Below are 23,935 nucleotides of genomic sequence, written 5' to 3' on the forward strand. Positions count from 1 at the left end.
ATAAAATAAAAAACAAATACTATAATTATAAATATTTCAATCCCACTTATGATTAGATATTACTTTCCAACCCACTATAGCAACCATTTTATACCATGATTTCATTTGGATAACTTACTCACTAGTAGAGCACAACAATCCACAACTAAAGTAAATTAATGCAACATCAGCAACAATAAATGTCATTATCATTATTTTATTTTTGTAAACTCCAATTTTTAATAATTATTTTATATTTTTTATTTCGTTAAAAAATACAGCTGTAGTAATAATAGGTTAATTCACTGGATAAAATAACCAATCACTTGCCATTGCTCAGCAGATTTTTTTAATGTCACGGTTTCAATCGACTGTGCTTTATTTTCAAAATCAGTTTGAAACTCTAAAATCACATAATCACCGTCGGGCAGTTGCGGTATTGAGGTTAACACTTGACGACTGATACCTTCGCGAGATGTAACAGCACCTAGCGGCGTACGAACTTGCTCTAACTTAGATACCCAAAGCGCTTGCGGTACATTTTTTTGAAAAAACGCCCCAGCCTGCTGCCAACTGTTTGCGTATTTACCACTATCAACAACTTCTAACCAGCTAGTCGCAGGGGCGATTTCTGTTGATACATCAACAACCCTTAGCGTCTGAGACCACGTTAATGTGCTTATAAATAAACATAAAACAACAATTATATTTTTCATGGTGAGTCCTTTTTTCTATCAAGTTATTTTGCCTCAAGCACAAAATCACTGTTCAACTTTGCCATAAATGATTTTCAAAAAACAATCTGCACTGTCGAAGCATCGCTCACTATGTTCTGCTTAAAGCTGGCTTTTATTACAATATGTTGCCTTTTCAAAGTCACTGACATTCATTGCAATATTGTCGATATGTGGGAACATCTGAGTAAGTTTAGTCACTATCGCTTTTGATAATTCAGCTTTTTGCTCAGTCGTTCGCCCCTCCATTATATATCCAAAAACATGAATAAATTCGTGCTGTTTATTACCCACTAAATAACGATTATACGGGTTTACTCTGACTTTAATTTCATGCTCAGCGAACAAATCCGATGCGTTTGCAGTGTGATGAATTTGTTCATTAATGGTATCTTCATCATGATGAGTCAAGATACTCTGCGAGCAATCTATAATAAAGTGTGGCATTAAATAACTCCTTATTTATGCAGTCAATAAGTATTTAACTTACCTTTTTTTAAACTATAAAACACTGCTTAATAGTCAATTTTACTCTTGCTAACTTTGTCCTTGCTAACTCCTTCACATCTTACTTTTAACTTTACTCGTAGCCGCACTGGTGGCGGGGTTATCAGGCCAAAAGTGTTTTGGATAACGACCTTTCATTTCTTTTTGCACCTCCCGATAGCTGGTTTGCCAAAAGCCAGCAAGATCTTGTGTTAGTTGTAAAGGTCGTCTTGCTGGTGAGAGTAGTTCCATTAATAAGGGTAACTTGCCTTGCGCTAATATTGGCGTACTGGTCATGCCGTACACTTCTTGCATACGAACACTGAGTTTTGCAGGGCCGTCGAGTTGATATTCAATACGAATATTTGAGCCACTTGGAACTGACACTCTCAGCGGGAATAAATCATTTAACGCATTTTGTTGTTGCCAATTAAAACAACTTTGCAAGGCATTAAAGTAGTTAAACTTTTTCAACTGTTCGAGGGTTTTTATATCTTCCAGAAAAGCACCTAACCAAAGCTGTGCGTCATCGATTAAGCTTTGTTTAGTGATGACAGGAAATTGCTCCGGCACTAAATTACTGGCTAAACACATACGAATAAGTAACTGCTCACTGTCGCTTTGCTCATTAAATAATTCAAAGCCTTGTTTTTGAAATAAAGTTAACCACGCTTTCGCCCGCTCACTTTTATCAAGCGGATGTTTACTCGGTTGGCTAGTAACTGTAATTGCCCCTAGTTTGACTTCATCTTGATGAATAAAGCGCCCTGTTTTTTCGTCAAATTCATAGCGCGTTTGTGCAGTAAATAAATGTGTCAGTTCATCCTCAATCTCTGCAGGAGTAAACGCAACAGCTGCAAAAATACGACTGCCTTTTTGGCCTCCCATTGAAGCAATTGCAAGGTAGTCCTCGTTATGCCAATGCTCGTTGTTTAGCTCAGCACCTGCGCCATTGGCAAGCAAGTAACCATTGCCACGCTTTTTAGCTAATCGATCAGGAAAAGCAAACGCCACCAGCAAAGCCAAATAAGTGGTTTGTAGTTCGCGTACTTCAGTTAGCTTTAATCGCTTTAACCAAAATTTCAGTTGCTGTTTAAATACCGGATGTGGCCGAGCATGTTGGCTGTGTAATGCTAAGCTTAAATCTGCGGCATGGCTAATCCGACTCTCTAATAACGCAATTAAATACGCCGCTAATGTATAAATACCTGGCATCTGAGGTTCGAGTTGCTGCGCTTTAATTAGCATGTGCGCTAGGCGAATATCCGCGCCAAAACTTAGCATACGTGTACCGAGGGGGGTCAATTTATTGTTATTATCGAGCGCCTCTAACATTTGCAGTAATTTTGTTGCTTGCTGTATTTGTTGTGCTGTTGGACTATCTAACAAGCTTAGATCAGTTAACTCCGCGCCCCAGAATTTTGCCTCCAATAATAATTGGCTAATATCAGCACTTAAAATTTCTGGCGCATCATGGCTATTACGCCGCTCAAAGGTTTGTTTTGAACCAAGCCTATAAACTACACCGGGCTCAATACGCCCAGCCCGCCCAGCTCGTTGAATTGCCGATGAGCGAGAAATACTTTGTGTGGTGAGTTCAGTAACGCCAGTTTTTAAATTAAAACTAGCAGCGCGGCGCTTGCCACTATCAACCACAATACGAATACCTTCAATGGTTAAGCTAGTTTCGGCAACATTGGTGGTCAGCACCACTTTACGAGTACCTTTGGCCGCAGGGGCAATTGCAGCTTGTTGAGATGCTTTATCTTGTTCACCAAACAGAGTAACTACATGGCAATTTGCAGGCAAATCTGACAACGCTTGTTGTACGCGGTTGATCTCATATTGACCGGGCAAAAAAACTAACGCACTGCCTGTTTGTTCAACTAAAGCTTGTTTGATAATACTGGCCATAGCGTCAAGCCAGCGGCTTTCATCTTTAATGGGTATGTAAATTTCATCGATGGGAAAGCTACGCCCGTGGGAACTAATAATTGAACAATCAAAAAACTGCTGATAGCGTTCGCTATCAAGGGTTGCCGACATCAATAAAATCGTTAAATCATCACGCAGTGCAGCTTGAGATTCTAATGCAAACGCTAATGCGGTATCGGCCGCAATAGAGCGCTCATGAAATTCATCAAATATCAGTAGGTCAACGCCACTGAGCTCTGGGTCGTTTTGTAGCATACGCGTGAGCATGCCCTCAGTAACAATTTCAAGGCGGGTATTAACACTGACTTTGGTTTCCTGCCTGATACGTAAACCAACGCTTTGCCCTACGGTTTCGTTTTGGCACTGTGCTAAATAGTTGGCAATATTACGTGCAGCTAAGCGACGCGGCTCAAGCATGACAATGTGCTTAAAGTGCCCGTCGCGCATCAACTGCAATGGTAACCATGTTGACTTACCCGCACCCGGCGGCGCTTGCAGTAAGGTAATCGGATCACTTTGTAATGTAGTAACGAGTTGTTGATATATGTCTTGAACCGGCAGCACAGCTATTTATCCTAAATTGCTTTGTTAGCATTGTAACAAAAAACAATTGTGTGGCAGCGATTGATACTATTAATATTTAATACACATCGGCGTTTTGTGTTATCAAATTAAATATTATTGAAACAGTAAACCGACTGAGCGCAACTACCTTTATTTATGAAAGACTTAAAAAAACTTACAACAACATTTCAAAAAATAGAGCCGCGAGCTCATGCCTGCCAGTTACATCAGCCTTTTTATAAATAGCAGACGATTGATTACTAATGGTTTTTTCTGATTTATTTCGAATGCTAGCAATCTCTGATGTTGATAATCCCTTTACTAAAAATAGTGCAATCTCTTTTTCAGCAGCCGTTAATCCCCACTTTTGGAACTGCCCTTCAATTTCATTAAAAAATGCGACTTTAGAGTCTTCTAATTGCTGATTAAGAAGCCTTATATTTTCTTTCGAGACCTTTAACTGCGCCAAGTTTAACTTTTCATTAATAGTGCGCTTATGAATATCAATCACTAAATAAACGAACAATGCTAACGATAAAGCAATTAGCGTGATTTCTTGCCAAATATGCTTAGGTTCTATATTGCTTGAAATATCAGTTGATAAATCAATCAACTTAAAAATAACGATCATAATCAATGTGAATGAAATTAACTTATCTTTATGCATCATTTTTACCTAGCCATAAAAAAAGCCACAATAATGTGGCTTTATTTATTGTAATACGTTTCTTTACTTTAGCTCAGCTTCAGAAACAAGGATATATTTATTTTCCACCCATTGACCTTCAACTTCAATGGTACGACCCACGGCTAATGCCTCCATAAAAGTTATCAAATTTACATCTCGATCATTTAGCTCTAATTCTGCATTTTCCGATAACTGCACTTCGTAACCATTTAGCATAAAGCTCTTATTTGTTAAAAGCTGAGTAATGGTTCCTTCTAATTCAACATAGCCGACATGCTTATCATCGTTGCCATTGTCATCATCACCATCGTCACCTCGGTCTGCATCGCCTCCATCATCGTCGCTGCCATCATTATCATTGCGGCCAAGTTCAACCTTACCAAGAATAAATAAGTTATTAGTGTCGTATTGCCCTTCGACTTCAACACGATCTCCAACAATTAGTTGACTTAAAAACGTTGTAAAAGAAACTAATGCATCATCTATGATGTATTTTGCATCAGTAACTAACACTATTTCAGCACCGTTAACCGTAATTATATTGTTTGAAATTGCAGTTACTTGCCCTTTCATTTCCCATTCTTGTTGATATTCGTGTTGATCTTCTTTTTCAATTTTTAAAACACTAGGCAGTGGTGATGTTTGCAGGTAGGCAATTTCAACATAATCATTAATATTTAAAGTGGCAAAACTAAAGTACTGCTCATCATCATCTTCAAAACGGCTAAATTCATTAATTACATATACCACAGCATTAACGGTGATAGTTTTGTTTTCACGGTCTATATCTTCTATAACGCCTTTTACTTTACCGTCTGATGAATAAGAAGACTGTTTAAATTCGATAGAAGTGACTAAATTGTTATTAACATAAACCTCAACAAACATACCCACAGTTAAATCATTCAGTGCAGCCCCTTCAATCTCAACATCATTTGCATAGTCAAATATTTGCCCATTAACCCCAATAGATGTTGCGCTTACTTGGGTAATTAACCCCTCTATTTGGTAACGTAATACGCTATCATCATCAATATCAAGTGACTCTTTAACGGTTCTAGCATCAACCTTATTGGCAACCATTACCCCGTCAACTAAATTGCCTTCAACTTTAACATAGGTATTGTTTGCTAATACGCCATCAATTACAGCCGAGCTATAATCAATAACAACGCCATTAATAGTAAACTGTAATGTTGCCTCGTCTAAATTAGATACAATCCCAGCGGTATATTCATGCCCATCATTACTTTCATCGGTGTCGGCTTTAATGTATGACGCTAAAAAAGTACCGTCTGCTTGCGGGTAGCCGCTTATCTCGACCCTTTGCCCAACACCAATCAATGTCTCTGAAGTATCAATAAAGTGCGTTAAATCATTATAAAAAACAACTGTATTCGCAATCCGTATTTGACTATTGTTACGATCAATACTTTGAATTACACCTTCAACTTCAGTGTCGTATGCCACGTCTTGCGCAACCCATTCGTCTAAGTCATTTTGTTGCGCTGAAAAACTAATTTTCATACCAACACTAAGCGCGCTTAATTGAGTGTTTAAGCCATTTTTCCTAATATTACTCGTATCAGTATTATATTTAATACCATCAACATAAATACTCCCAAAGCCAGTGATCGTACCTTGTGTTACAACAAGCTTAGGAGAAATTGAAACGGGAGGGGTTATCGGATTAACAACTATAGAGTCTGGTTGTTCACTTTGATTAGAGCCACCGCAAGCGGTCAATATGGTAAGTGCGCTTAAAGTGAATATATGTTTACTCATTTTTTTCATACTAATAATCCTAGGGTTAATTGTATTTACTGAATACATACTTCAACAACACTATTGACCTAGCTATTGCTTTAGTAAATAGGTAATTTTACCTACGTTTTTAACATGCTGTTTTTTATAAAAGAAAAAGCAAGCTAGGGGTATTAGGATTAAGGTAACCACAATAATGAATAAAAACATCTGCTGTTATGTAATTAACAAAAAACTGAAAACATCGAGTTATGCATAGCCACTATTTAGAAAAAGGGAAGCAAAACTCAAAGTTCGAATAGGTTACTAATTATTCTCAGGCAACTTACATAAGTAATAATATGTAATAGACAACAACATTTGCCACCGGTAGCATTGGTATGTAGAATCAACTCAACGTTAACAAAATTGGTAGAGTCAAATGAAAATCGCATTAATGAACGAATTCAGTCAAGCGGCAAAAAACCCTACAGTACTTGAACAGCTTAACACTGTGGCTAATGCCCAAAATCACCAAGTATTTAATGTAGGTATGGATGGCGATAACGATCATCGATTAACCTATATTCACCTTGGGATCATTGCAAGCCTACTGCTCAACTCAAAAGCGGTAGACTTTGTAGTTACCGGTTGTGGTACTGGCCAAGGCGCGTTAATGGCGAGCAATGCATTTCCTGGTGTAACATGTGGCTACTGCATTGACCCATCTGATGCCTACCTGTTTGCGCAAATAAACAATGGCAATGCACTCGCTTTACCCTATGCCAAAGGCTTTGGCTGGGGCGCTGAGCTTAATATTAAATACATATTCGAAAAAGCATTTACCGGCGAAAAAGGCCAAGGGTATCCTGCAGAGCGTAAAGAATCTCAAGTAACAAATGCAGGTATTTTAAATCAACTAAAAGCAGATGTAGCTAAAGATTACTTAAGCGCACTTGAAGCCATTGATCCTGAGCTGATTAAACAAGCCATTGGCGGCCCACGTTTTCAAGAGTGTTTTTTCACACATTGCCAAGACGACGCAATTGCTGCATTTGTTAAAGCGCGTATTTAAATATATCCAGTATTCGTACTGACTCTAATTAATACGCACACGCCAATGTAATATATAAATTTCATTGGCTTTTTTATATGAAATAGTTAAAGGAAAATTCTAAAAAGTGAATTTCCCACACAAATATTAATAATCAATCCCTACTTTTCAAGGTCGTAATAATTACACACATTAACGTAATAATTAAACACACAATCTAATAGCTACCGAGAGAATAGATCGTAAAGCAATGATTTAAAATGAAATAAAATAAATATCTAGCATGGTATAGAGTTTGCTCTTTAATAACTGAACACGACAAGAAAATCACTTATCTATACAAGGAGTAAATTATGAATAGCGATCGTATTGAAGGTAATTGGAAAGAACTTAAAGGTAAAGCGCAACGTAAATGGGGCGACCTTACCAACGATGATTTAGATAAAATTGAAGGTAGTCGTAAAGAGCTTGTTGGTAAAATTCAACAAGCATACGGTAAATCGAAAGAGGAAGCTGAGCGCGAAGTTGATGAGTTTGAGAAAGGCCATTAACCTAAAGCATAGCAACTGCTTTTATGAAAAAACCGCCACTTGGCGGTTTTTTATCTATAGTAAGTTATTTTCTATAAATTTGTCGGCGTCTACCAAGAAGAGAAAACGATAGCAATGCAATTAGATAATAGATGCCACCACCTGAGCTTGAACTAGACTCAGATGAAGGCGCACCTTGCTTACCTTCAACATTCACGGTGACAGTTTGAGTCGCAGAGCTAGCAAACTTATCTTTAGCGATATAGCTAAAAGTAATCGTATGACTTTCTTCTTCAGTTGGAGTTAATTTAAACAACCCAGTATCAGCTTCAAAGCTAAAACTCCCTGAATTAGGCTCAGTTACTAGCTCATATTCAATCGTATCATCGTCATTATCTAGTGCTGAAAAACGGCCATTTACTTCGCTATTATAAGACGTTTTATAGGTTAAATTTTGAGCTTGTGGAGTCGTGTTTTTAAACTCGATAACTACATTATGTATTTGGGTTTCTATTAAAGAATCTCTGACTGTATAGCTTACTGACACTGGCTCAAGTGACTCCCCACTTGGCGAAAATGTAACACTCCCAGATGCAGCATCGATTAACTGAATCTGCCCATGCGCAGGCGTATTTTTAATATCAAATACCAGATTTTCTTCATCTTCATCTAGCCCCTCAAGGTTAAAATTAAGTGGCGTATTCCAATGTGTTTGCAGTGTCATGTTATTTGCAACCGGAGCCGTATTTGTCAAATCTAATGTTAAACTTGCTACAGCCGAACGCGCACGCCCTTTAACTGTATAGTAGTTAAGCACATCAGTACCGGTTGCAACTCCAGAAGGAACATAAGTCAACAATCCCGCTTTCCTATCACTGAACTCTACTTTGCCTAAGGTTGGTCTTTGATCCAATACAACATAATCAATATCATCAGCAACAGGTAAATCTATTTGAATACTTGATAACACGTGACCTGAATAGCTAATATTATCTGGTTTAGTTAAAGGTACAGCCGTTTGGTTAGAAAACACTTCTAATGACTTACCTGACAACAGTGTATAGTCAACATTATTGAACGTCGTACTTGCTAACCAACTAGCTTCGTTAGCTCTGTCGATCCTATATGAAATCGTATTATTATCTAAATCGTACTCACCAAATTGATCTGAACACGAATATTGCACAAATCCCGCTCTTACTGATACCAAGTTATTTAAAGTGCCTTGGCACACTTCAGCGATTAATGTTTCTTGACCGTTTAAAGCTACCTTATACAGCGACCCACTAGAGCTAGACGCTACTAAAGATTGTTCTCCGTTAGCAATAACATTAACTAAACCGTTAAAGCTTTGGCTTAGGGTAACCTTCATAATGGTATTGTTAGAATAATCATAACCAACTAGAGAACCATCCACTAAACTAACAATGTCGATATTGTCATTGTTAATAAAGCTTCCAGTTACTATTGAGCTCATTCCACGCCAAGAAAAACCCAAACTGGGCGATATTTTTAACACTTCCCCTGTTTGTCCATTTAAGACCTTGAAAAAATTCCCTTCACTGCCGGTATGTTCAGCACCATTGCCTACAATTATTTCTAGCTTGCCATCATTGTTGATATCAAACGCAGTTAACGCACTGACATAATCACCGCTACCAAGCTTTGTTTGAAATATCTCCTCACCACTATCAGGAGAAAAAACCTGAACATTTGCATCATATATTGCAGAACTACCAGAAATTATATAATTTTTACCGTCATTGAATAAATCAGCGGTAGTAATCAAAGTATTACTATCCCAGTCATTTTTCAGCTCAATATTTGTAAGAATTCTAGTTTTTGTTTTTGTATCAACAACATATAGAGAATTACTATCAGTTAGTGTGTAAAGTACATCTAAACTTCCATTATTATTGATATCAGCAAGCGCTAAAGATTTATTAGAATATTGCTTAATTTTTTTAGACCATTGCTTAGTTTTATCATCCACATTATGGATCTGAAACTCATCTTCACCTGAAGATGAATAACCCGCTCCCCAAGCAATATCCTGTTTGCCGTCACCGTTAAAATCGTCAACGACAATACCTGACACACCATGTCCAGGATTTTTTATACTCCAAAACTCAATACCAGTTGTAAGTGAAAGCGCGTACAACTGACCCCACTGGCCGTCACCGTAAACTAAATCATCGATGCCGTCTTTATTGATGTCTGCAACAATAACTTTATCAATATCTTGGCCACTCTGAGCTGTCCACAAAACTTTTTCTGTACTTGGGCTCAACATCTCTATGCTTTTCCAACTCTGCCCATTAATTACTTCGTCTAAGCCATCGTTATTTATATCCACTGCTATCAGGTGTTCGCCACTAGCATTTAAATTAAGTTGTTTATGCAGCACAAACGTATCATTTTCAAACCGAAAAACCGCACCATCACTAAATAGGATTTCTTTAACGTTAGCTTGAGTAAATGATCCCAGAACAAATTTTTGCTGTGCATTTTTAAGTGCTGCTAACTCAGACAGATCAAGAGCATTGAGCACTAACAGCTCATTGTTTCTATAAACAATAATCTCATCTTTGCCATCATTATTTATATCAAAAGCATCGACTGAATCAGCATTATAATAATCAAAAGTTAGCTCCGTGCTTAGTTCAACCTTTTGAGTGACTAAATTAACCTTTTTTAAAAATTTGCCTTCTAATACATATAAATAATAGGTATCAGTCACATTATCCTTTAACAGTGCTGTATCTTGAATACTGCTGTCAAAATCATAACGAGCTGTTACCTGATACTCATCCTTCGTATATTCAATGATATTAAAGCTGCTCTGTTGGGCAGATATAATATGCATACTATTCAACCCTGTTAGCGCTGTAACATATAAGCCTTTTTGACCCATAGAGTTGTCTAATGAGAAATCACGAAATACACTTGTAAGTTCAATATTTTGGTTGTTAGTAGCAGTTTGAAAAGATGTATTATTTTTTGAAGGTGTAGATAATTTAGCTTTTGTAGTTAAGCTATCGAAGTGTGACTTATCAAAATTTATTTTTTGACCGTTAACTAAAACAGCATCACCATAGGTATTTTCTTGAGTATTTTGTAAGTGTTCTGCATCAGTAGCATTTACTGAATAAGCACTCATCATGAGTAAAGTAAAGCAAGATAATTTAATCAATTCCCTAATCCTTTGTATTTTATTTTTAATTATAATGATCCATTAGCACCAGCATTATATAACCAAACATTTAAAAATAAAGAACCTATTAACAAAATTTAACAAAGGTTAACAAAGTTAAAGAGTGGCTAGCACCGAGTAATGCATAACCATAACTTCGCAAATTTAAAACCAAACTCAATGGCCAATAGGTAACGAACTATTCATATGTATCTTAAATCAACTAAAAGCAGATGTAGCTAAAGATTACTTAAGCGCACTTGAAGCCATTGACCCTGAGCTGATTAAACAAGCCATTGGCGGTGCTCGTTTTCAAGAGTGTTTTTTCACACATTGCCAAGACGATGCAATTGCGGCATTTGTTAAAGCGCGTATTTAATAAAATAGCGCCCTATATTTAAGGGAAGCACACTCCCCTTTTTTGCATCTAAGATAATTAACTTTTAACTTCCAGTGTTTATAATATCCTGAGACAAAATACGCTTATCGTCTTTGTATACTTCAAGCCAACCTGGTGGCGAGGTATCACAGCCGATCACTGTAACTTGTAATACATAGCTGTAACGGCCATTGTTAAATGTGTAGCTATGGTTACCACCGCTACCGTCAAACTTTATATCGCCATTAACTAAAACAATATCTGGTTTATCACTGAGTTTTTTATCAATACTCCACGATACATAGCGGAAGTTTCCATCCCCTAAGTCATCGATACGAATACGGAATTTAGCCGTTTGCCAATCTAAAATAGGCTCTGCAAAAGTATTAACACTTGGGGGCAGCGCTTGTTTATCAGCTGCTATTAAACGTTTCGCTAGCAACTGCTCTTTGGCTGTTTGGTAATTTATACCGATAATTTTACCGTTGCTATCAACCCAAACGATGCCACTATTTAGCATAATGCCGCGCCAGCCCACCTTATCCCAGTCAGTATCGATATTTGAATTAGCAATCTGTGCAGTCAGCTGCGGATCAAATACCTGCTCGAAACGTTCGACTAACTCAGCTTGATTATTAATAGCAGGCACTGGATAGCTGCGCTTTAACGGATAACTAACCAGCGCAGCAACCGCCGCTTTATCATCATCTTTAAACGCGGCAATAATAGATGAAATATTTTGATGATACTGCTGCTCAAGCGCAAACGTATTTGATGCGAAAAGTAGAGATAAGCACAGTAAAGTGAGATTTAGAAACTTCATGTGTAGCCCTTTAGTTAAAATATTGATTAATAAGGAGACGTAAAGAAACTAGGCGTTAGGTAAAAGTCAAAGACAAGAAACAATCCCCTTATACCTACAGTTATAATTACAGCTTTTAAGTCGTTGCGAATCATTATAAGTTTACGCCTAGATAAATTCATAATGCTATTTTAGTGACTTATCCCCTACCAACATGACTTAAATTGCATCATTGAATAACTCCACCAAACAAAGGTAATAAATCACCAGCTTATACAATTATTATTCATAAAAAAACGAGCCTAATTTGACTCGTTTTTACTTATCACTTACCGCTTAAAGCTGCCCTATTCCGGCTCATACCCCAAATTAGGCGACAGCCACCTTTCGGCCTCTTCCAGCGTCATGTTGGTACGTTTAGCGTAGTCTTCAACCTGATCCTTTTGTACTGCCGCTACGGCGTAGTATTTAGCCTCAGGGTGAGAGAAGTACCAGCCTGATACCGCTGCGCCGGGCCACATGGCGTATGAGCTGGTGAGCTGCATGCCAATGCGCTTTTCAGTGTCGAGTAGTTGCCAGATTTTCTTCTTCTCAGTGTGCTCTGGACACGCTGGGTAACCGGGTGCAGGGCGAATACCTTGATAGTTTTCACGAATAAGATCTTCATTCGCAAGGTTTTCGTCTGGGGCAAAACCCCAATATTCTTTACGCACTTGTTCGTGTAAGTACTCAGCAAAGGCTTCGGCGAGTCTATCTGCCACCGCTTTTACCATTATTTTGTTGTAGTCATCTTGCTGTGCATCGAACGCATCAGCTAAGTCGTCTTCTTCAAGACCGCCTGTTACAGCAAATGCACCAAAGTAATCAGGCGTGCCTTTCGGGGCGATATAATCAGCTAAGCAGTAGTTAGCAAAGTCGGTTTTTTCTGTTTGCTGACGTAAATGGCACGATGTGGTTAATAGTTCAGCGCGAGTTTCGTCTGTGTATATTTCAATATCGTCACCCACGCGATTAGCTGGGAATAAACCAATTACGCCAAGCGGTTGCAAACTGCCAGACTTTTCAAGATCGTCTAACATGTCGTTAGCGTCTTTAAATAAGCTTTGCGCCTGCTCGCCAACCACTTCATCGGTCATGATACGTGGGTATTTACCAGCGATTGACCAGGTCATAAAGTACGGCGTCCAGTCTATGTATTGTCGTAAAGTGGCTATCGAGACATTTTTAAACTCTGTCACGCCCAGCTTTTTCGGCACCGGTGGAGTGTAATTATCCCAATCAAGCTTGGCGGCGTTGTCGCGGGCACGTTGAATAGTAACCGGTTTTGAACGTGGTTTTTTGCGTGCTTGCTGCTCGCGTACTTTGACATATTCAGCGCTGGTTTTTGCTAAAAATTCAGCTTTATGCTCTTTCGACAATAAGTTAGAAACCACGCCTACAGCGCGACTGGCGTTATTTACATACACCACGCCTTTGTCATATTGTGGCTCGATTTTAACGGCAGTATGCGCTTTTGAGGTAGTCGCGCCACCAATCAATAGCGGTAGTTCAAAACCACGGCGCTTCATTTCTTTGGCAACATGCACCATTTCATCAAGCGATGGTGTAATCAGCCCTGATAAACCAATGATATCGGCTTTTTCATCAATCGCGGTTTGCAGTATTTTATCTGCAGGCACCATTACGCCTAAATCGATAACTTCATAGTTATTACATTGCAGTACTACGCCAACAATATTTTTACCAATATCATGTACGTCACCTTTAACGGTGGCCATCACGATTTTACCGTTAGTAGCCCCTTCTTCTTTTTCTGCTTCAATGTAAGGGTCTAGGTAGGCCACTGCGCGCTTCATCACTCGCGCTGATTTAACGACTTGCGGTAAGAACATTTTACCTGCGCCAAATAAATCGCCTACCACATTCATGCCGTCCATTAACGGCCCTTCAATCACATGAATAGGTTTATCGGCAGCAGCACGGCATTCTTCGGTGTCTTCATCTATAAAGGTAGTAATGCCTTTAACAAGAGCATGTTCAAGGCGCTTTTCGACCGGCCAAGTACGCCATTCTAAATCCTCTACGCGTTCGGCTTGTGCCATGCCTGAGTATTTAGGTGCCAACTCAACTAAACGTTCACCTGCACCTGGATCGGTATTTAAAATAACGTCTTCAACGGCTTTTCGCAGCTCCGCTGGAATATCATCATACACAGCGAGTTGCCCTGCATTAACAATTCCCATATCCATACCCGCTTGAATTGCGTGATATAAAAATACTGAGTGAATAGCCTCTCGCACGGGGTTATTCCCACGAAACGAGAACGATACATTCGACACCCCACCCGACACTTTACAGTGTGGCAAGTTTTGCTTAATGCGACGTGTACCTTCAATAAATTCAACTGCGTAGTTGTCGTGCTCTTCAATACCGGTTGCTACCGCAAAGATGTTGGGATCGAAAATAATATCTTCTGGCGCAAAGCCAATTTCATCCACCAAAATGCGGTAACTACGCTGACAAATTTCAAACTTGCGATCGGCTGTATCTGCTTGGCCGTCGGTATCAAACGCCATAACCACTGCAGCGGCGCCAAAACGTTTAATAATTTTAGCTTGGCGAATAAATGGCTCTTCACCTTCTTTTAGCGAGATTGAGTTTACAATTGCCTTGCCTTGAATACACTTTAAGCCCGCTTCAATGACTTCCCACTTAGAAGAGTCGACCATAATTGGCACGCGAGAAATATCAGGCTCGGAGGCAATCAAATTTAAAAATTTCACCATGGCGGCTTTTGAGTCCAGCATGGCTTCATCCATGTTGATATCAATAACCTGTGCGCCGTTTTCTACTTGCTCGCGGGCAACATTAAGCGCACTCTCGTAATCTTCTTCCATGATCAAACGTTTGAACATGGCTGAGCCGGTCACATTGGTACGTTCGCCAACGTTGGTAAATACTGCTATTTTTTGTGTCATCTCGGCTACCTTAGTTTAAATTACACGCTTCAAGGCCTGATAAGCGCATACGCACTTCAAGCTCTGGCAATAGGCGAGGTTTAACACCTTCAAGCCCTTTCGCAAATGCCCTGATGTGTGCAGGTGTGGTACCACAACAACCGCCAACAATATTGATAAAGCCAGACTTGCCCCAATCGATAATTTCTTGAGCCATTTCAGGTGCTTCTAAATCATATTCCCCAAACTCGTTCGGTAAACCAGCATTGGGGTGAACAGAGACAAAGGTTTCGCAAACACGCGATAGTTCTTCTACATATTGGCGCAATAAATCTGGACCTAGCGCGCAGTTCAAGCCAATTGAAATTGGCTTTATATGACGAATAGAATTATAAAATGCTTCGGTGGTTTGCCCTGACAGCGTACGGCCCGAGGCATCGGTTATGGTGCCAGAGATCATCACAGGCAACTTGCGCCCTGCTTGTTCAAACGCTTCTTCAACCGCGAATGAAGCCGCTTTTGCATTAAGCGTATCAAAAATTGTTTCTATCAAAATTAAATCAACACCACCTTCCATTAAAGCAAGGGTTGATTCAACATACGCGGTGACTAACTTATCAAACGTGACATTGCGATAACCGGGGTCGTTCACATCCGGTGAGATTGAACAGGTTTTTGAGGTTGGCCCTAAAACACCCGCAACATAGCGTGGTTTTGCTGGATTTTTAGCAGTAAACTCATCACAAATACTGCGTGCTAATTTAGCTGACTCTAAGTTTACTTCACGGCTGATGCTGGCCATATCGTAATCTTCCATCGAAATTGTAGTCGAATTAAAGGTGTTGGTTTCGATAATATCGGCACCTGCACTTAAAAAGCCACGATGAATATCAGCAATAATTTTTGGTTGTGTAATGCTTAATAAATCATTATTACCTTTAATTAGCACATGCCAGTCTTTAAAGCGCTCGCCACGGTAATCGTGTTCTTCTAATTTGTGTTCTTGGATCATGGTACCCATAGCACCATCAAGAATTAAAATACGCTGTTTTAACGCTTCAATTAACTCGGCGCTTTTGTTTTCTAAATTATTCGGCATAGTTGTTAGTCCTTACGGCTTGGCTAACTAAATTAATATCATAGGGTGTGGTTTGGTACACATAATAATTTAACCAATTCGAAAACAGTAAAAAGGCATGGCTTTGCCAAGTTTTCGACGGTTCGTTATCTGGGTTGTTCTCTGGAAAGTAATTTTCAGGCAATGGCGCATCAGGGCCTTTTTCTAAATCGCGCTGATATTCGCCTTTTAAAGTGTCTGCATCATACTCAGGATGCCCGGTAATATACACTTGGCTGCCGGATTTATTTTTTATTAAGTAAGCGCCTACTTGCTCTGAACCTGCCAGCACAACTAAGTCATCACAAGCGTTAATTTTTTCAATATCAATATGACCATAACGCGAGTGCGGCACTACAAAGGTATCGTCAAAACCACGCGTTAAGGCTCCATGTTCAAAGTAACACTTATGGGTAAACACGCCACAGAGCTTATTTTCTTTTAGTTCACGCTTTAGATTATAATGATGAAATAAACCCGCGTGAGCCGCCCAACACGAAAATAATGTTGAGGTTACATGCTGCTCCGCCCAATCTAAAATTACTTTTAGTTCATCCCAGTAGGCTACATCGTCATATTCTAAATGTGCCAATGGTGCGCCGGTAATGAGTAATGCATCGTAATTGTTGTCTTTTACTTCAGAGAAATAACGGTAAAAAGTGTCTAAATGCTGCTCTGAATTGCTACTGCTGCGATGAGTGTCTAAACGTAGAAGCTCTACATTCACTTGTAAGGGTGAATTAGCGAGCAAACGAATAAATTGCACCTCGGTTTCTACCTTATTAGGCATTAAGTTTAAAATCGCCAAGCGCATCGGACGGATCTCTTGGGTTTTAGCGCGGCTTTTTGGCATTACGAATACGTTTTCTTGACGTAACTTCGCAATTGCGGGCAATTCATCTTTAACGGTAATAGGCATACTCATCTCCAAGGCATAATTAACCAATGGCTAATTATGAACGGATAGCTGGAAATTTCAACCTCTAGATGTTTAGATGTCCAAATGAATTTATTTTAGCTATTCTTTTGCATTCTAAAAACCGCTCGCCATAATGCGCCTGTTGATTGTATTTTAAGGTGGTAAACGTGATTGATTGGCTAGGCTTAGGAGAACTTTTTGCTATATTAGCAGCTATTGTTTGGGCGCTTTCGACCATTTTATATAAAGGTTTTAGCCATCAATTAACGCCTATGCAGCTAAACATCAGTAAAGGCGTGTTAGCAAGTGCCATGATGTTAGCGACTATTGCTATTACTCAAGACGCTGCACTACCACATCATCTGACAAGCTGGCTTTGGCTAATTGCTGGCGGGGTGATTGGGATTGCGATTGGCGATAGCGCCTATTTTACTGCGCTGCGAAATATTGGCCCTGCTCGCACGTTAGTTATTGAGTCCCTTGCTCCAGCCCTTGTGGGGGTTTTTAATATCCTGCTATTAAATCATTATTTATCGCCATTTGCATGGTGCGGTATTGTACTTACAACCATTGGCGTAGTAATAGCAATCAAGCCTGAAAAAACATTGCCACAGGTTGATCATCAACATTATCGCAAAGGTGTTTTATGTGCCCTTGCAGCTGCTATCTGCCAAGCGCTCGGTATGGTGATGTCTAAAGGCGCACTCAATAATGAGCATATGAGTAGCTTATGGGCGGCATTAATTAGATTAGCAGCAGGTACGATGACTGTGGCCTTAGTTGTTGCAGTGTTTAAAAGCAGTGAATTTAAACAAGCACTAACTCTGAGGGGAATTAGCGGCAAACAATGGTTTTTTGCGGCTGTGTTTTTAGGCACTTTTCTTGGTTTATGGCTTCAACTTGGCGCAGTTAAATATACCGATCCAGCCATTGCACAAACGATTTTCGCAACCGCGCCATTAATTGTAATGAGCATTGGTTTTATAAAGCGCGAGCCCGTTACCAATAAAATGTTAATAGGCGGCTTGCTTGCTTTAATCGGTGTAGGAGTATTGCTCGCGAATTAGCACATTGTTATTTGGTTGATTCGTTGACTGTTTCACCTGTGAGCCACTACAATACAACATTGAAATTTTTATTATTATTTGAAGGCTCCTTCCATGGTTTTACCTGATAAGTTTATTTTCTCGATGAGTCGAGTATCTAAGGTTGTGCCACCTAAGCGCACTATCTTAAAAGATATTTCTTTGCATTTTTTCCCGGGCGCAAAAATTGGTGTACTTGGTTTAAACGGTTCTGGTAAATCAACGTTGCTACGTATTATGGCCGGCCTTGATCAAGAGTTTGAAGGTGAGGCATATCCTCAACCGGGCACTAAAATTGGTTACTTACCGCAAGAGCCTATTCTAGATGAAAGCAAAACGGTTCGTGAAACTGTGGAAGAAGCAGTCAGCGAAGTTAAAAACGCGCTTAACCGTCTTGATGAAGTATATAACGAATACGCGATGGAAGATGCTGACTTTGACGCACTAGCCAAAGAGCAAGGTGAGCTTGAAGCAATTATTCAAGCCCACGATGGTCATAACATCGACAACGTATTAGAGCGCGCCGCAGATGCCCTGCGCTTACCTGAGTGGGATGCTAAAATTGAATTCTTGTCAGGTGGTGAGCGTCGCCGAGTGGCTATCTGTCGTTTACTGCTTGAAAAACCAGATATGCTTATCCTCGATGAGCCGACTAACCACTTAGATGCAGAATCTGTAGCATGGCTTGAGCGCTTCTTGCATGATTACGAAGGCACTGTTGTGGCGGTAACCCATGACCGTTACTTCCTCGATAATGTAGCTGGCTGGATCTTAGAGCTTGACCGTGGTGAAGGTATTCCATGGGAAGGTAATTATTCTTCTTGGCTTGAGCAAAAAGATGCGCGCCTGCAGCAAGAGCAAAAGTCTGAAAAAGCCCGTCAAAAATCAATTGCACAAGAACTTGAGTGGGTACGTTCAAACCAAAAAGGTCGTCAAGCTAAGTCAAAAGCGCGTATGTCGCAATTTACTGAAATGCAGCAGTCTGATTACCAAAAACGTAATGAAACCAACGAGCTATTTATTCCACCTGGACCACGTTTAGGTGATCAAGTTATTGAAGTTAAAAACTTGAAGAAAAGCTTTGGCGATCGCGTGTTAATTGATGATCTAAGCTTTACTGTGCCTAAAGGCGCAATTGTTGGCATTATCGGTGCCAATGGCGCAGGTAAATCAACGCTGTTTAAAATGCTCAGCGGTGAAGACAAACAAGACAGCGGTGAAATTAACCTAGGTGAAACGGTTGAACTGGCAACCGTTGATCAGTTCCGTGGCAATATGGATGACAGCAATACTGTTTTCCAAGAAATTTCAAACGGCCAAGACGTACTAAAAATTGGTAACTTTGAATTCCAAAGCCGTGCCTATGTTAGTCGCTTTAACTTCAAAGGTAACGATCAGCAAAAATTTGTTAAGGACTTGTCAGGTGGTGAACGCAACCGCTTACACTTAGCTAAGTTATTAAAAGCCGGTGGCAACGTTATCCTGCTGGATGAGCCAACCAATGATTTGGACGTTGAAACATTACGTGCCCTTGAGAACGCTATTTTAGAATTCCCAGGCTGCGTTATGTGTATCTCGCATGACCGTTGGTTCTTAGACCGTATTGCAACACATATTCTTGATTACCGTGACGAAGGCCAAATTAACTTCTTCGATGGTAACTACACTGAATATGAAGAATGGCTTAAAAAGACCTTAGGCACTGCGGCTACGCAACCTAAGCGTATTAAGTACAAAAAGATAGGTTAAGTTCTAGGTTCTAAAAATATTTTAAGCCCCACATTTATGTGGGGCTTTTTTTATTAACCTGGAATATAGATCAGAGATTCACGATCCAGAGTTCAGCTTATACCAATCGTGTTAAGTTACTGACCATTTATAGCGACAGATAAATGGAGTGATAACAAGACATAAATTTTGACATGTAGTTGTTCTACATGAAAAATTTATAACGCAGTTAGCGCTTTATTTAGCTCGCTAGAATGGTTAAATATTTAAGTCGATTGGTATTAATTACACATACTGACTAAAAAATAGGCTACACTTAATCCCAATACTCCTACAAGGAATAATGATGGAAAACCGCCGACATTACACGCGCATTTTATTTTCAACTCCCGCGCATTTAACCAATAATTCCCATAGTTATCCGTGCCAGTTGCTCGATATCTCATTAAATGGCGCTCTGGTTAGTCGCAATAATGACTTTAACTTTACAAAAAACAGTAGTGCTATTCTTGCCTTTAAACTCCCGCAAAGTGAAGTAATCATCGCGATGACTGTCACTATTTGTCATATCGAACAGCAACATATAGGTTTAAAATGTACCCATATTGATATAGATAGTATTACCCATTTAAAGCGTTTAATTGAGTTAAACCTCGCTGACGATACACTACTGCACCGTGAACTTGAGAGTTTGATCCATGGTGCGTAAAGCAAGTAACTGGATTGAAATTGCCCTGTAGGTTACCCTAGAGAAAATTCGCAACGCAATCTGACTATGGCTCTTAATCAACACTTACCGCTGGTTTATCACCCTAACTATTCGTTTAACTTTGATCCTAACCATCGTTTTGTAATGAGTAAATTTGCCCATTTATACCAACAAGTAAAAGCACTTGGTTTGGCGAATAGCAACCTAATCACACCTCAACTTGGCAGCCCTGAGGCGCTTGAATTGGTACATTGTGATAATTACATTCAAGATTTATTGCATAACCGCTTAGATGATAAAGCGATGCGTCGTATTGGGCTACCTTGGTCTGAACAATTAATGGCACGAACTTTTACCGCACCTCAAGGCACGTTGCAAACTGCGCGCTTAGCTCTTGAGCACGGCATTGCATGCCATTTAGCCGGCGGTACACACCACGCTCACAGCGATTTTGGCTCTGGCTATTGTATGGTCAACGACTTAGCCTTTACTGCTCAAACGCTGATTCAATCAGCTGAAGTGACCAATGTATTGATTTTTGACTTAGATGTACACCAAGGCGATGGCACCGCAGCCATATTACAACACCAACCTTATGCATATACCTGCTCGATTCATTGTGAAAAGAATTTTCCATTTCGCAAATCCGCCAGCGATCTCGACATTGGTTTAGCTAATAATATGCAAGATGATGAATATTTAGGGGTTGTTGATGATACCTTGCGCTTTTTACTCAGAGAACTTAACCCTGATTTAGTGCTGTATGATGCCGGAGTTGATATTTGGCAACAAGATGGCTTAGGTAAGCTTGATGTTAGCTGGCAAGGCATTGAAAAACGTGATCACTTAGTGTTTAAGCGCTGTATTGAGCACAATACGCCAGTGGCAAGCGTGATTGGCGGAGGTTATGACAGAGATCACTTGCGCCTTGCAAAACGCCACGCAATTGTTATAGAGCAAGCTGCGCTATTTTAAAAGCAGAGTATAAAACTGCTAAAACAGTATTTTTGACTACACTTTAAATTCATACCTTTATTGAGATCATTATGCGACTGTTGTTTATTTTGTTACTTGCATTTATGTCGAGTATTGCTAACGCCGAAGAAGAAGCTGTAAAAGAAGAGCTTCCGCCGATTAACCCAGCTTACAATGCAGAGCATGCTATGGTGCTCGTTAATCAAGGCTCGCGTATTTTTGCAGTTAGCCTACCGACTTATAAATTACCTCACGATGTGCAAGTTGTTTATCAAATTGAAAACCCAGATGTCGCTTTTTTAAGCCTGGTACGTGATGCAGAGCTTATTACTATCAAACCACAACCATTTAATATTCAACGGCTAATGCGTGGCGAAGAACTAACAATTACGGCAGATGTGTATGCCGGACACTACCAGCGCGATGGCAGTTTGGTTTATCAACATAGACCTATTGTAATGAGTAAATTACTTTATGCGCGGGAATTAACTGATTTGAACGAATCATCGCAGTGGCAAGAATACGACATGATCACCCTCAAAAATAATGAGCGAATTTATATCCATAAAATAACCCAAGCACCGAGTTTTAATCACCTTATTTTTGCAGATTTAACTAATGCCTGTCTGCAAAAATTTCGCACATCAAAACGCGTCCCAAATGCTAGCGAATTAACCTATAAATTTGCCAACTGTGGCACCTTAAAGCCGCTCTATTTTGATGTTGAAGGTTTGCAGTCAAAGTGACTAAAAACTCAACGAGATATGTGAAATGTTGTTAATAACATTGAAAAACATGTTTGCTTGTTCATCAGGCATCACTTGCTCTCCCCAGTAGTAAACATAAGAGCGTCCATCACTGCCATGAAATTGTATCCAATGGTTATCCCGTTGAAGGTTTTGCATTATCTACTTCAACACCTTCACCACGCCAATAATCATCAGTCCATTTCATTGCTGCTGAACTAGCAGCGCTGAAAAAAAACACATAACAAGAAAATACTAATTTTAAACATATTAAACTCCCAACAACGTTATTTTAAATTTTATAATAAAGCTTTAATCGCAATAAAAGATAAAAAAAAAGGAAATATCTGTCTCTATTTATTCTTTTAGGTAACCACTACCGGTTATTAATTTTGTATTATCTTTTGATGGGTAAAAACTGTGCCAGTCATAATTTTCGAATAAAACAACTTGTCTGTTTTTTTTATCAACATAAATATAGCGAACTTTGGGTTTACTTGAAATTTCTAAAGTGACAGCTAAGTTCTGCCAGTTATCTATAAAGTCCGCACTACATATAGGTAATTTATAAAGGCCATCGATTAAATTAAGCAGCTTATTGAAGTGACTACCTTCATGTTCAACTGATGGTGTTTTATCTATACTATAACTAATATCATAACGTTCACTTCGGTAATTATGTACTTCAAAAGTACGTGCTCCAATATTAATCTTTTCCTTGCTAATAAACTCCCCTTTGGCCGTTAATATGTCACGCTCAAATAAAACTTTTGATTCCGTTTCAATCTGAAACTGTTTGAACGGTACTTTTAAACCAGTAACATAATTAAGCTCTATAAGTTTTATTGCCTCTATTGTTTTTTCACATGAAAAAGCCACTGATGAAATACTTATCATTAGTAATATCAATAATCTTACCAACATCTCATTGTATCCCCGCATTTTGATGCAACGTCCCTTATATAAGACTTTTCAATTTCATTTATTGAATGCATGAACGATTGCGATTTCTCATAATACTGATCCGCCGTTAAAGTTGCGCTCCAAACTCCCCTGCTTGGCGCGCGGAAGGCCCGACTGAGGTTGCGGTAGTACCTAATAGATCCCCAGTTAGGGTCATACCACCTTCAAATATACTCGTCGCATATGGCATAGCTTCTTCCACTGCGGCACTATTAAGGCCATCAAACATTGCTCTCCTATACAAGAACCAGCTGAGTCAGGTCTTGCATATTGCCTTTTAAAAGAAAGACCTGAACCTACTCTCCCTGCACGTTAACCGCTCATATTTTAAATGTTGGATATCCCCAATGTCTGAGCCATAAAGGGTTGGTTATGTGAAAACATAAACCACGGATTTGTTATAGCGCAGGGCATAAGCACTGCCAAAAACTGGACTGACATTGGCACTAAAAGATAACTGAGGCGAAAGCCAAGGGCCTTAATTTGTATGGCGTTCTTTATTCAAGCCACAGTGCATATTCACGCCAATCGACGTCATTACTGGATGTATAGCCATATTTAAATTGAGTTTAAAAAGTAAGAAAACTTGGTTTTTTGAATAAAAAGATCAAGAAAACACAGCTGCCTGCTTAACCGGAACTTTCTAATG

Annotated in this window: 21 protein-coding genes; 8 read left to right on the plus strand and 13 right to left on the minus strand. The window is 39.4% G+C overall.

Translation table 11 applies throughout. The features are described 5' to 3' along the window. Positions 1 to 281: 281 nt before the first annotated feature. The 5 genes from H5162_RS18660 to H5162_RS18680 all read right to left on the minus strand — a co-directional run bounded on the left by H5162_RS18660 (position 282) and on the right by H5162_RS18680 (position 6,180). Positions 282 to 695, minus strand: coding sequence for a DUF4019 domain-containing protein (locus H5162_RS18660; protein WP_145241388.1), 414 nt, complete (start codon positions 693 to 695; stop codon positions 282 to 284). Positions 696 to 815: 120 nt separating this feature from the next. Continuing rightward, complete coding sequence (locus tag H5162_RS18665) at positions 816 to 1,160, minus strand: 5-carboxymethyl-2-hydroxymuconate Delta-isomerase (RefSeq protein WP_182731460.1); 345 nt, start codon at positions 1,158 to 1,160, stop codon at positions 816 to 818. A gap of 114 nt (positions 1,161 to 1,274) precedes the next feature. After that, positions 1,275 to 3,698, minus strand: a complete 2,424-nt coding sequence (gene hrpB / locus H5162_RS18670; RefSeq protein ID WP_182779288.1) for an ATP-dependent helicase HrpB — start codon at positions 3,696 to 3,698, stop codon at positions 1,275 to 1,277. A gap of 175 nt (positions 3,699 to 3,873) precedes the next feature. Then, positions 3,874 to 4,368: a LuxR C-terminal-related transcriptional regulator gene (locus tag H5162_RS18675; protein ID WP_257324018.1), complete on the minus strand. Its 495-nt coding sequence runs from the start codon at positions 4,366 to 4,368 to the stop codon at positions 3,874 to 3,876. A gap of 60 nt (positions 4,369 to 4,428) precedes the next feature. Next, positions 4,429 to 6,180, minus strand: a complete 1,752-nt coding sequence (locus H5162_RS18680; protein ID WP_182734659.1) for a DUF5666 domain-containing protein — start codon at positions 6,178 to 6,180, stop codon at positions 4,429 to 4,431. Positions 6,181 to 6,571: 391 nt separating this feature from the next. On the opposite strand from H5162_RS18680, the gene H5162_RS18685 reads away from it, so the two are divergent. Together H5162_RS18685 and H5162_RS18690 are read left to right on the plus strand one after the other, a co-directional pair. After that, positions 6,572 to 7,204: an RpiB/LacA/LacB family sugar-phosphate isomerase gene (locus tag H5162_RS18685; protein ID WP_182731463.1), complete on the plus strand. Its 633-nt coding sequence runs from the start codon at positions 6,572 to 6,574 to the stop codon at positions 7,202 to 7,204. A gap of 332 nt (positions 7,205 to 7,536) precedes the next feature. Beyond that, a complete protein-coding gene (locus H5162_RS18690) occupies positions 7,537 to 7,734 on the plus strand; it encodes a CsbD family protein (protein WP_145241378.1) in 198 nt (65 codons plus the stop codon). Between the two features lie 64 nt (positions 7,735 to 7,798). Here the strand turns inward: H5162_RS18690 and H5162_RS18695 are convergent, their stop codons facing one another. Next, positions 7,799 to 10,906, minus strand: coding sequence for a VCBS repeat-containing protein (locus H5162_RS18695; RefSeq protein ID WP_182779289.1), 3,108 nt, complete (start codon positions 10,904 to 10,906; stop codon positions 7,799 to 7,801). 211 nt (positions 10,907 to 11,117) lie between these two features. On the opposite strand from H5162_RS18695, the gene H5162_RS18700 reads away from it, so the two are divergent. Then, a complete protein-coding gene (locus H5162_RS18700) occupies positions 11,118 to 11,285 on the plus strand; it encodes a hypothetical protein (RefSeq protein WP_310736440.1) in 168 nt (55 codons plus the stop codon). Positions 11,286 to 11,349: 64 nt separating this feature from the next. Here the strand turns inward: H5162_RS18700 and H5162_RS18705 are convergent, their stop codons facing one another. From H5162_RS18705 to metA, 4 genes are all read right to left on the minus strand, one after another. Then, positions 11,350 to 12,108 (minus strand): hypothetical protein, encoded by a 759-nt coding sequence (locus tag H5162_RS18705; protein ID WP_182759558.1) that lies wholly within the window; start codon positions 12,106 to 12,108, stop codon positions 11,350 to 11,352. A gap of 326 nt (positions 12,109 to 12,434) precedes the next feature. Further along, on the minus strand, positions 12,435 to 15,065 hold the full coding sequence (gene metH / locus H5162_RS18710) for a methionine synthase (RefSeq protein ID WP_182719161.1): 2,631 nt from the start codon (positions 15,063 to 15,065) through the stop codon (positions 12,435 to 12,437). A gap of 10 nt (positions 15,066 to 15,075) precedes the next feature. Further along, positions 15,076 to 16,143, minus strand: coding sequence for a homocysteine S-methyltransferase family protein (locus tag H5162_RS18715; protein WP_182734663.1), 1,068 nt, complete (start codon positions 16,141 to 16,143; stop codon positions 15,076 to 15,078). Then, positions 16,133 to 17,080 (minus strand): homoserine O-succinyltransferase, encoded by a 948-nt coding sequence (gene metA / locus H5162_RS18720; RefSeq protein WP_149982020.1) that lies wholly within the window; start codon positions 17,078 to 17,080, stop codon positions 16,133 to 16,135. Before metA ends, H5162_RS18715 begins: the two co-directional genes overlap by 11 nt. 167 nt (positions 17,081 to 17,247) lie before the next feature. Between metA and H5162_RS18725 the strand changes: the two genes are divergently transcribed. The 5 genes from H5162_RS18725 to H5162_RS18745 all read left to right on the plus strand — a co-directional run bounded on the left by H5162_RS18725 (position 17,248) and on the right by H5162_RS18745 (position 22,323). After that, positions 17,248 to 18,147 carry a DMT family transporter gene (locus tag H5162_RS18725; RefSeq protein ID WP_182779290.1) on the plus strand — a complete coding sequence of 300 codons (900 nt, stop codon included), beginning with the start codon at positions 17,248 to 17,250 and terminating at the stop codon, positions 18,145 to 18,147. Positions 18,148 to 18,240: 93 nt separating this feature from the next. Then, positions 18,241 to 19,914 carry an energy-dependent translational throttle protein EttA gene (ettA, locus tag H5162_RS18730; RefSeq protein ID WP_145241364.1) on the plus strand — a complete coding sequence of 558 codons (1,674 nt, stop codon included), beginning with the start codon at positions 18,241 to 18,243 and terminating at the stop codon, positions 19,912 to 19,914. 325 nt (positions 19,915 to 20,239) lie between these two features. After that, positions 20,240 to 20,602 carry a PilZ domain-containing protein gene (locus tag H5162_RS18735; protein WP_182779291.1) on the plus strand — a complete coding sequence of 121 codons (363 nt, stop codon included), beginning with the start codon at positions 20,240 to 20,242 and terminating at the stop codon, positions 20,600 to 20,602. Between the two features lie 66 nt (positions 20,603 to 20,668). Further along, positions 20,669 to 21,577 (plus strand): histone deacetylase, encoded by a 909-nt coding sequence (locus H5162_RS18740; RefSeq protein WP_182779292.1) that lies wholly within the window; start codon positions 20,669 to 20,671, stop codon positions 21,575 to 21,577. A 71-nt stretch (positions 21,578 to 21,648) separates the two neighbouring features. Continuing rightward, positions 21,649 to 22,323, plus strand: coding sequence for a hypothetical protein (locus H5162_RS18745; RefSeq protein ID WP_182734668.1), 675 nt, complete (start codon positions 21,649 to 21,651; stop codon positions 22,321 to 22,323). Here H5162_RS18745 and H5162_RS18750 read toward each other — a convergent pair whose 3' ends face one another. From H5162_RS18750 to H5162_RS18760, 3 genes are all read right to left on the minus strand, one after another. Next, positions 22,324 to 22,482: a hypothetical protein gene (locus tag H5162_RS18750; RefSeq protein WP_182731471.1), complete on the minus strand. Its 159-nt coding sequence runs from the start codon at positions 22,480 to 22,482 to the stop codon at positions 22,324 to 22,326. 198 nt (positions 22,483 to 22,680) lie between these two features. Beyond that, positions 22,681 to 23,220, minus strand: a complete 540-nt coding sequence (locus H5162_RS18755) for a hypothetical protein (RefSeq protein ID WP_182779293.1) — start codon at positions 23,218 to 23,220, stop codon at positions 22,681 to 22,683. Between the two features lie 133 nt (positions 23,221 to 23,353). Next, entirely contained in the window at positions 23,354 to 23,515 is a 162-nt protein-coding gene (locus tag H5162_RS18760) for a hypothetical protein (protein ID WP_182759561.1), read from the minus strand. Between the last annotated feature and the right edge of the window lie 420 nt (positions 23,516 to 23,935).

The sequence above is a fragment of the Pseudoalteromonas sp. SR41-8 genome, from assembly GCF_014163915.1.
Lineage (GTDB): Bacteria > Pseudomonadota > Gammaproteobacteria > Enterobacterales > Alteromonadaceae > Pseudoalteromonas > Pseudoalteromonas rhizosphaerae.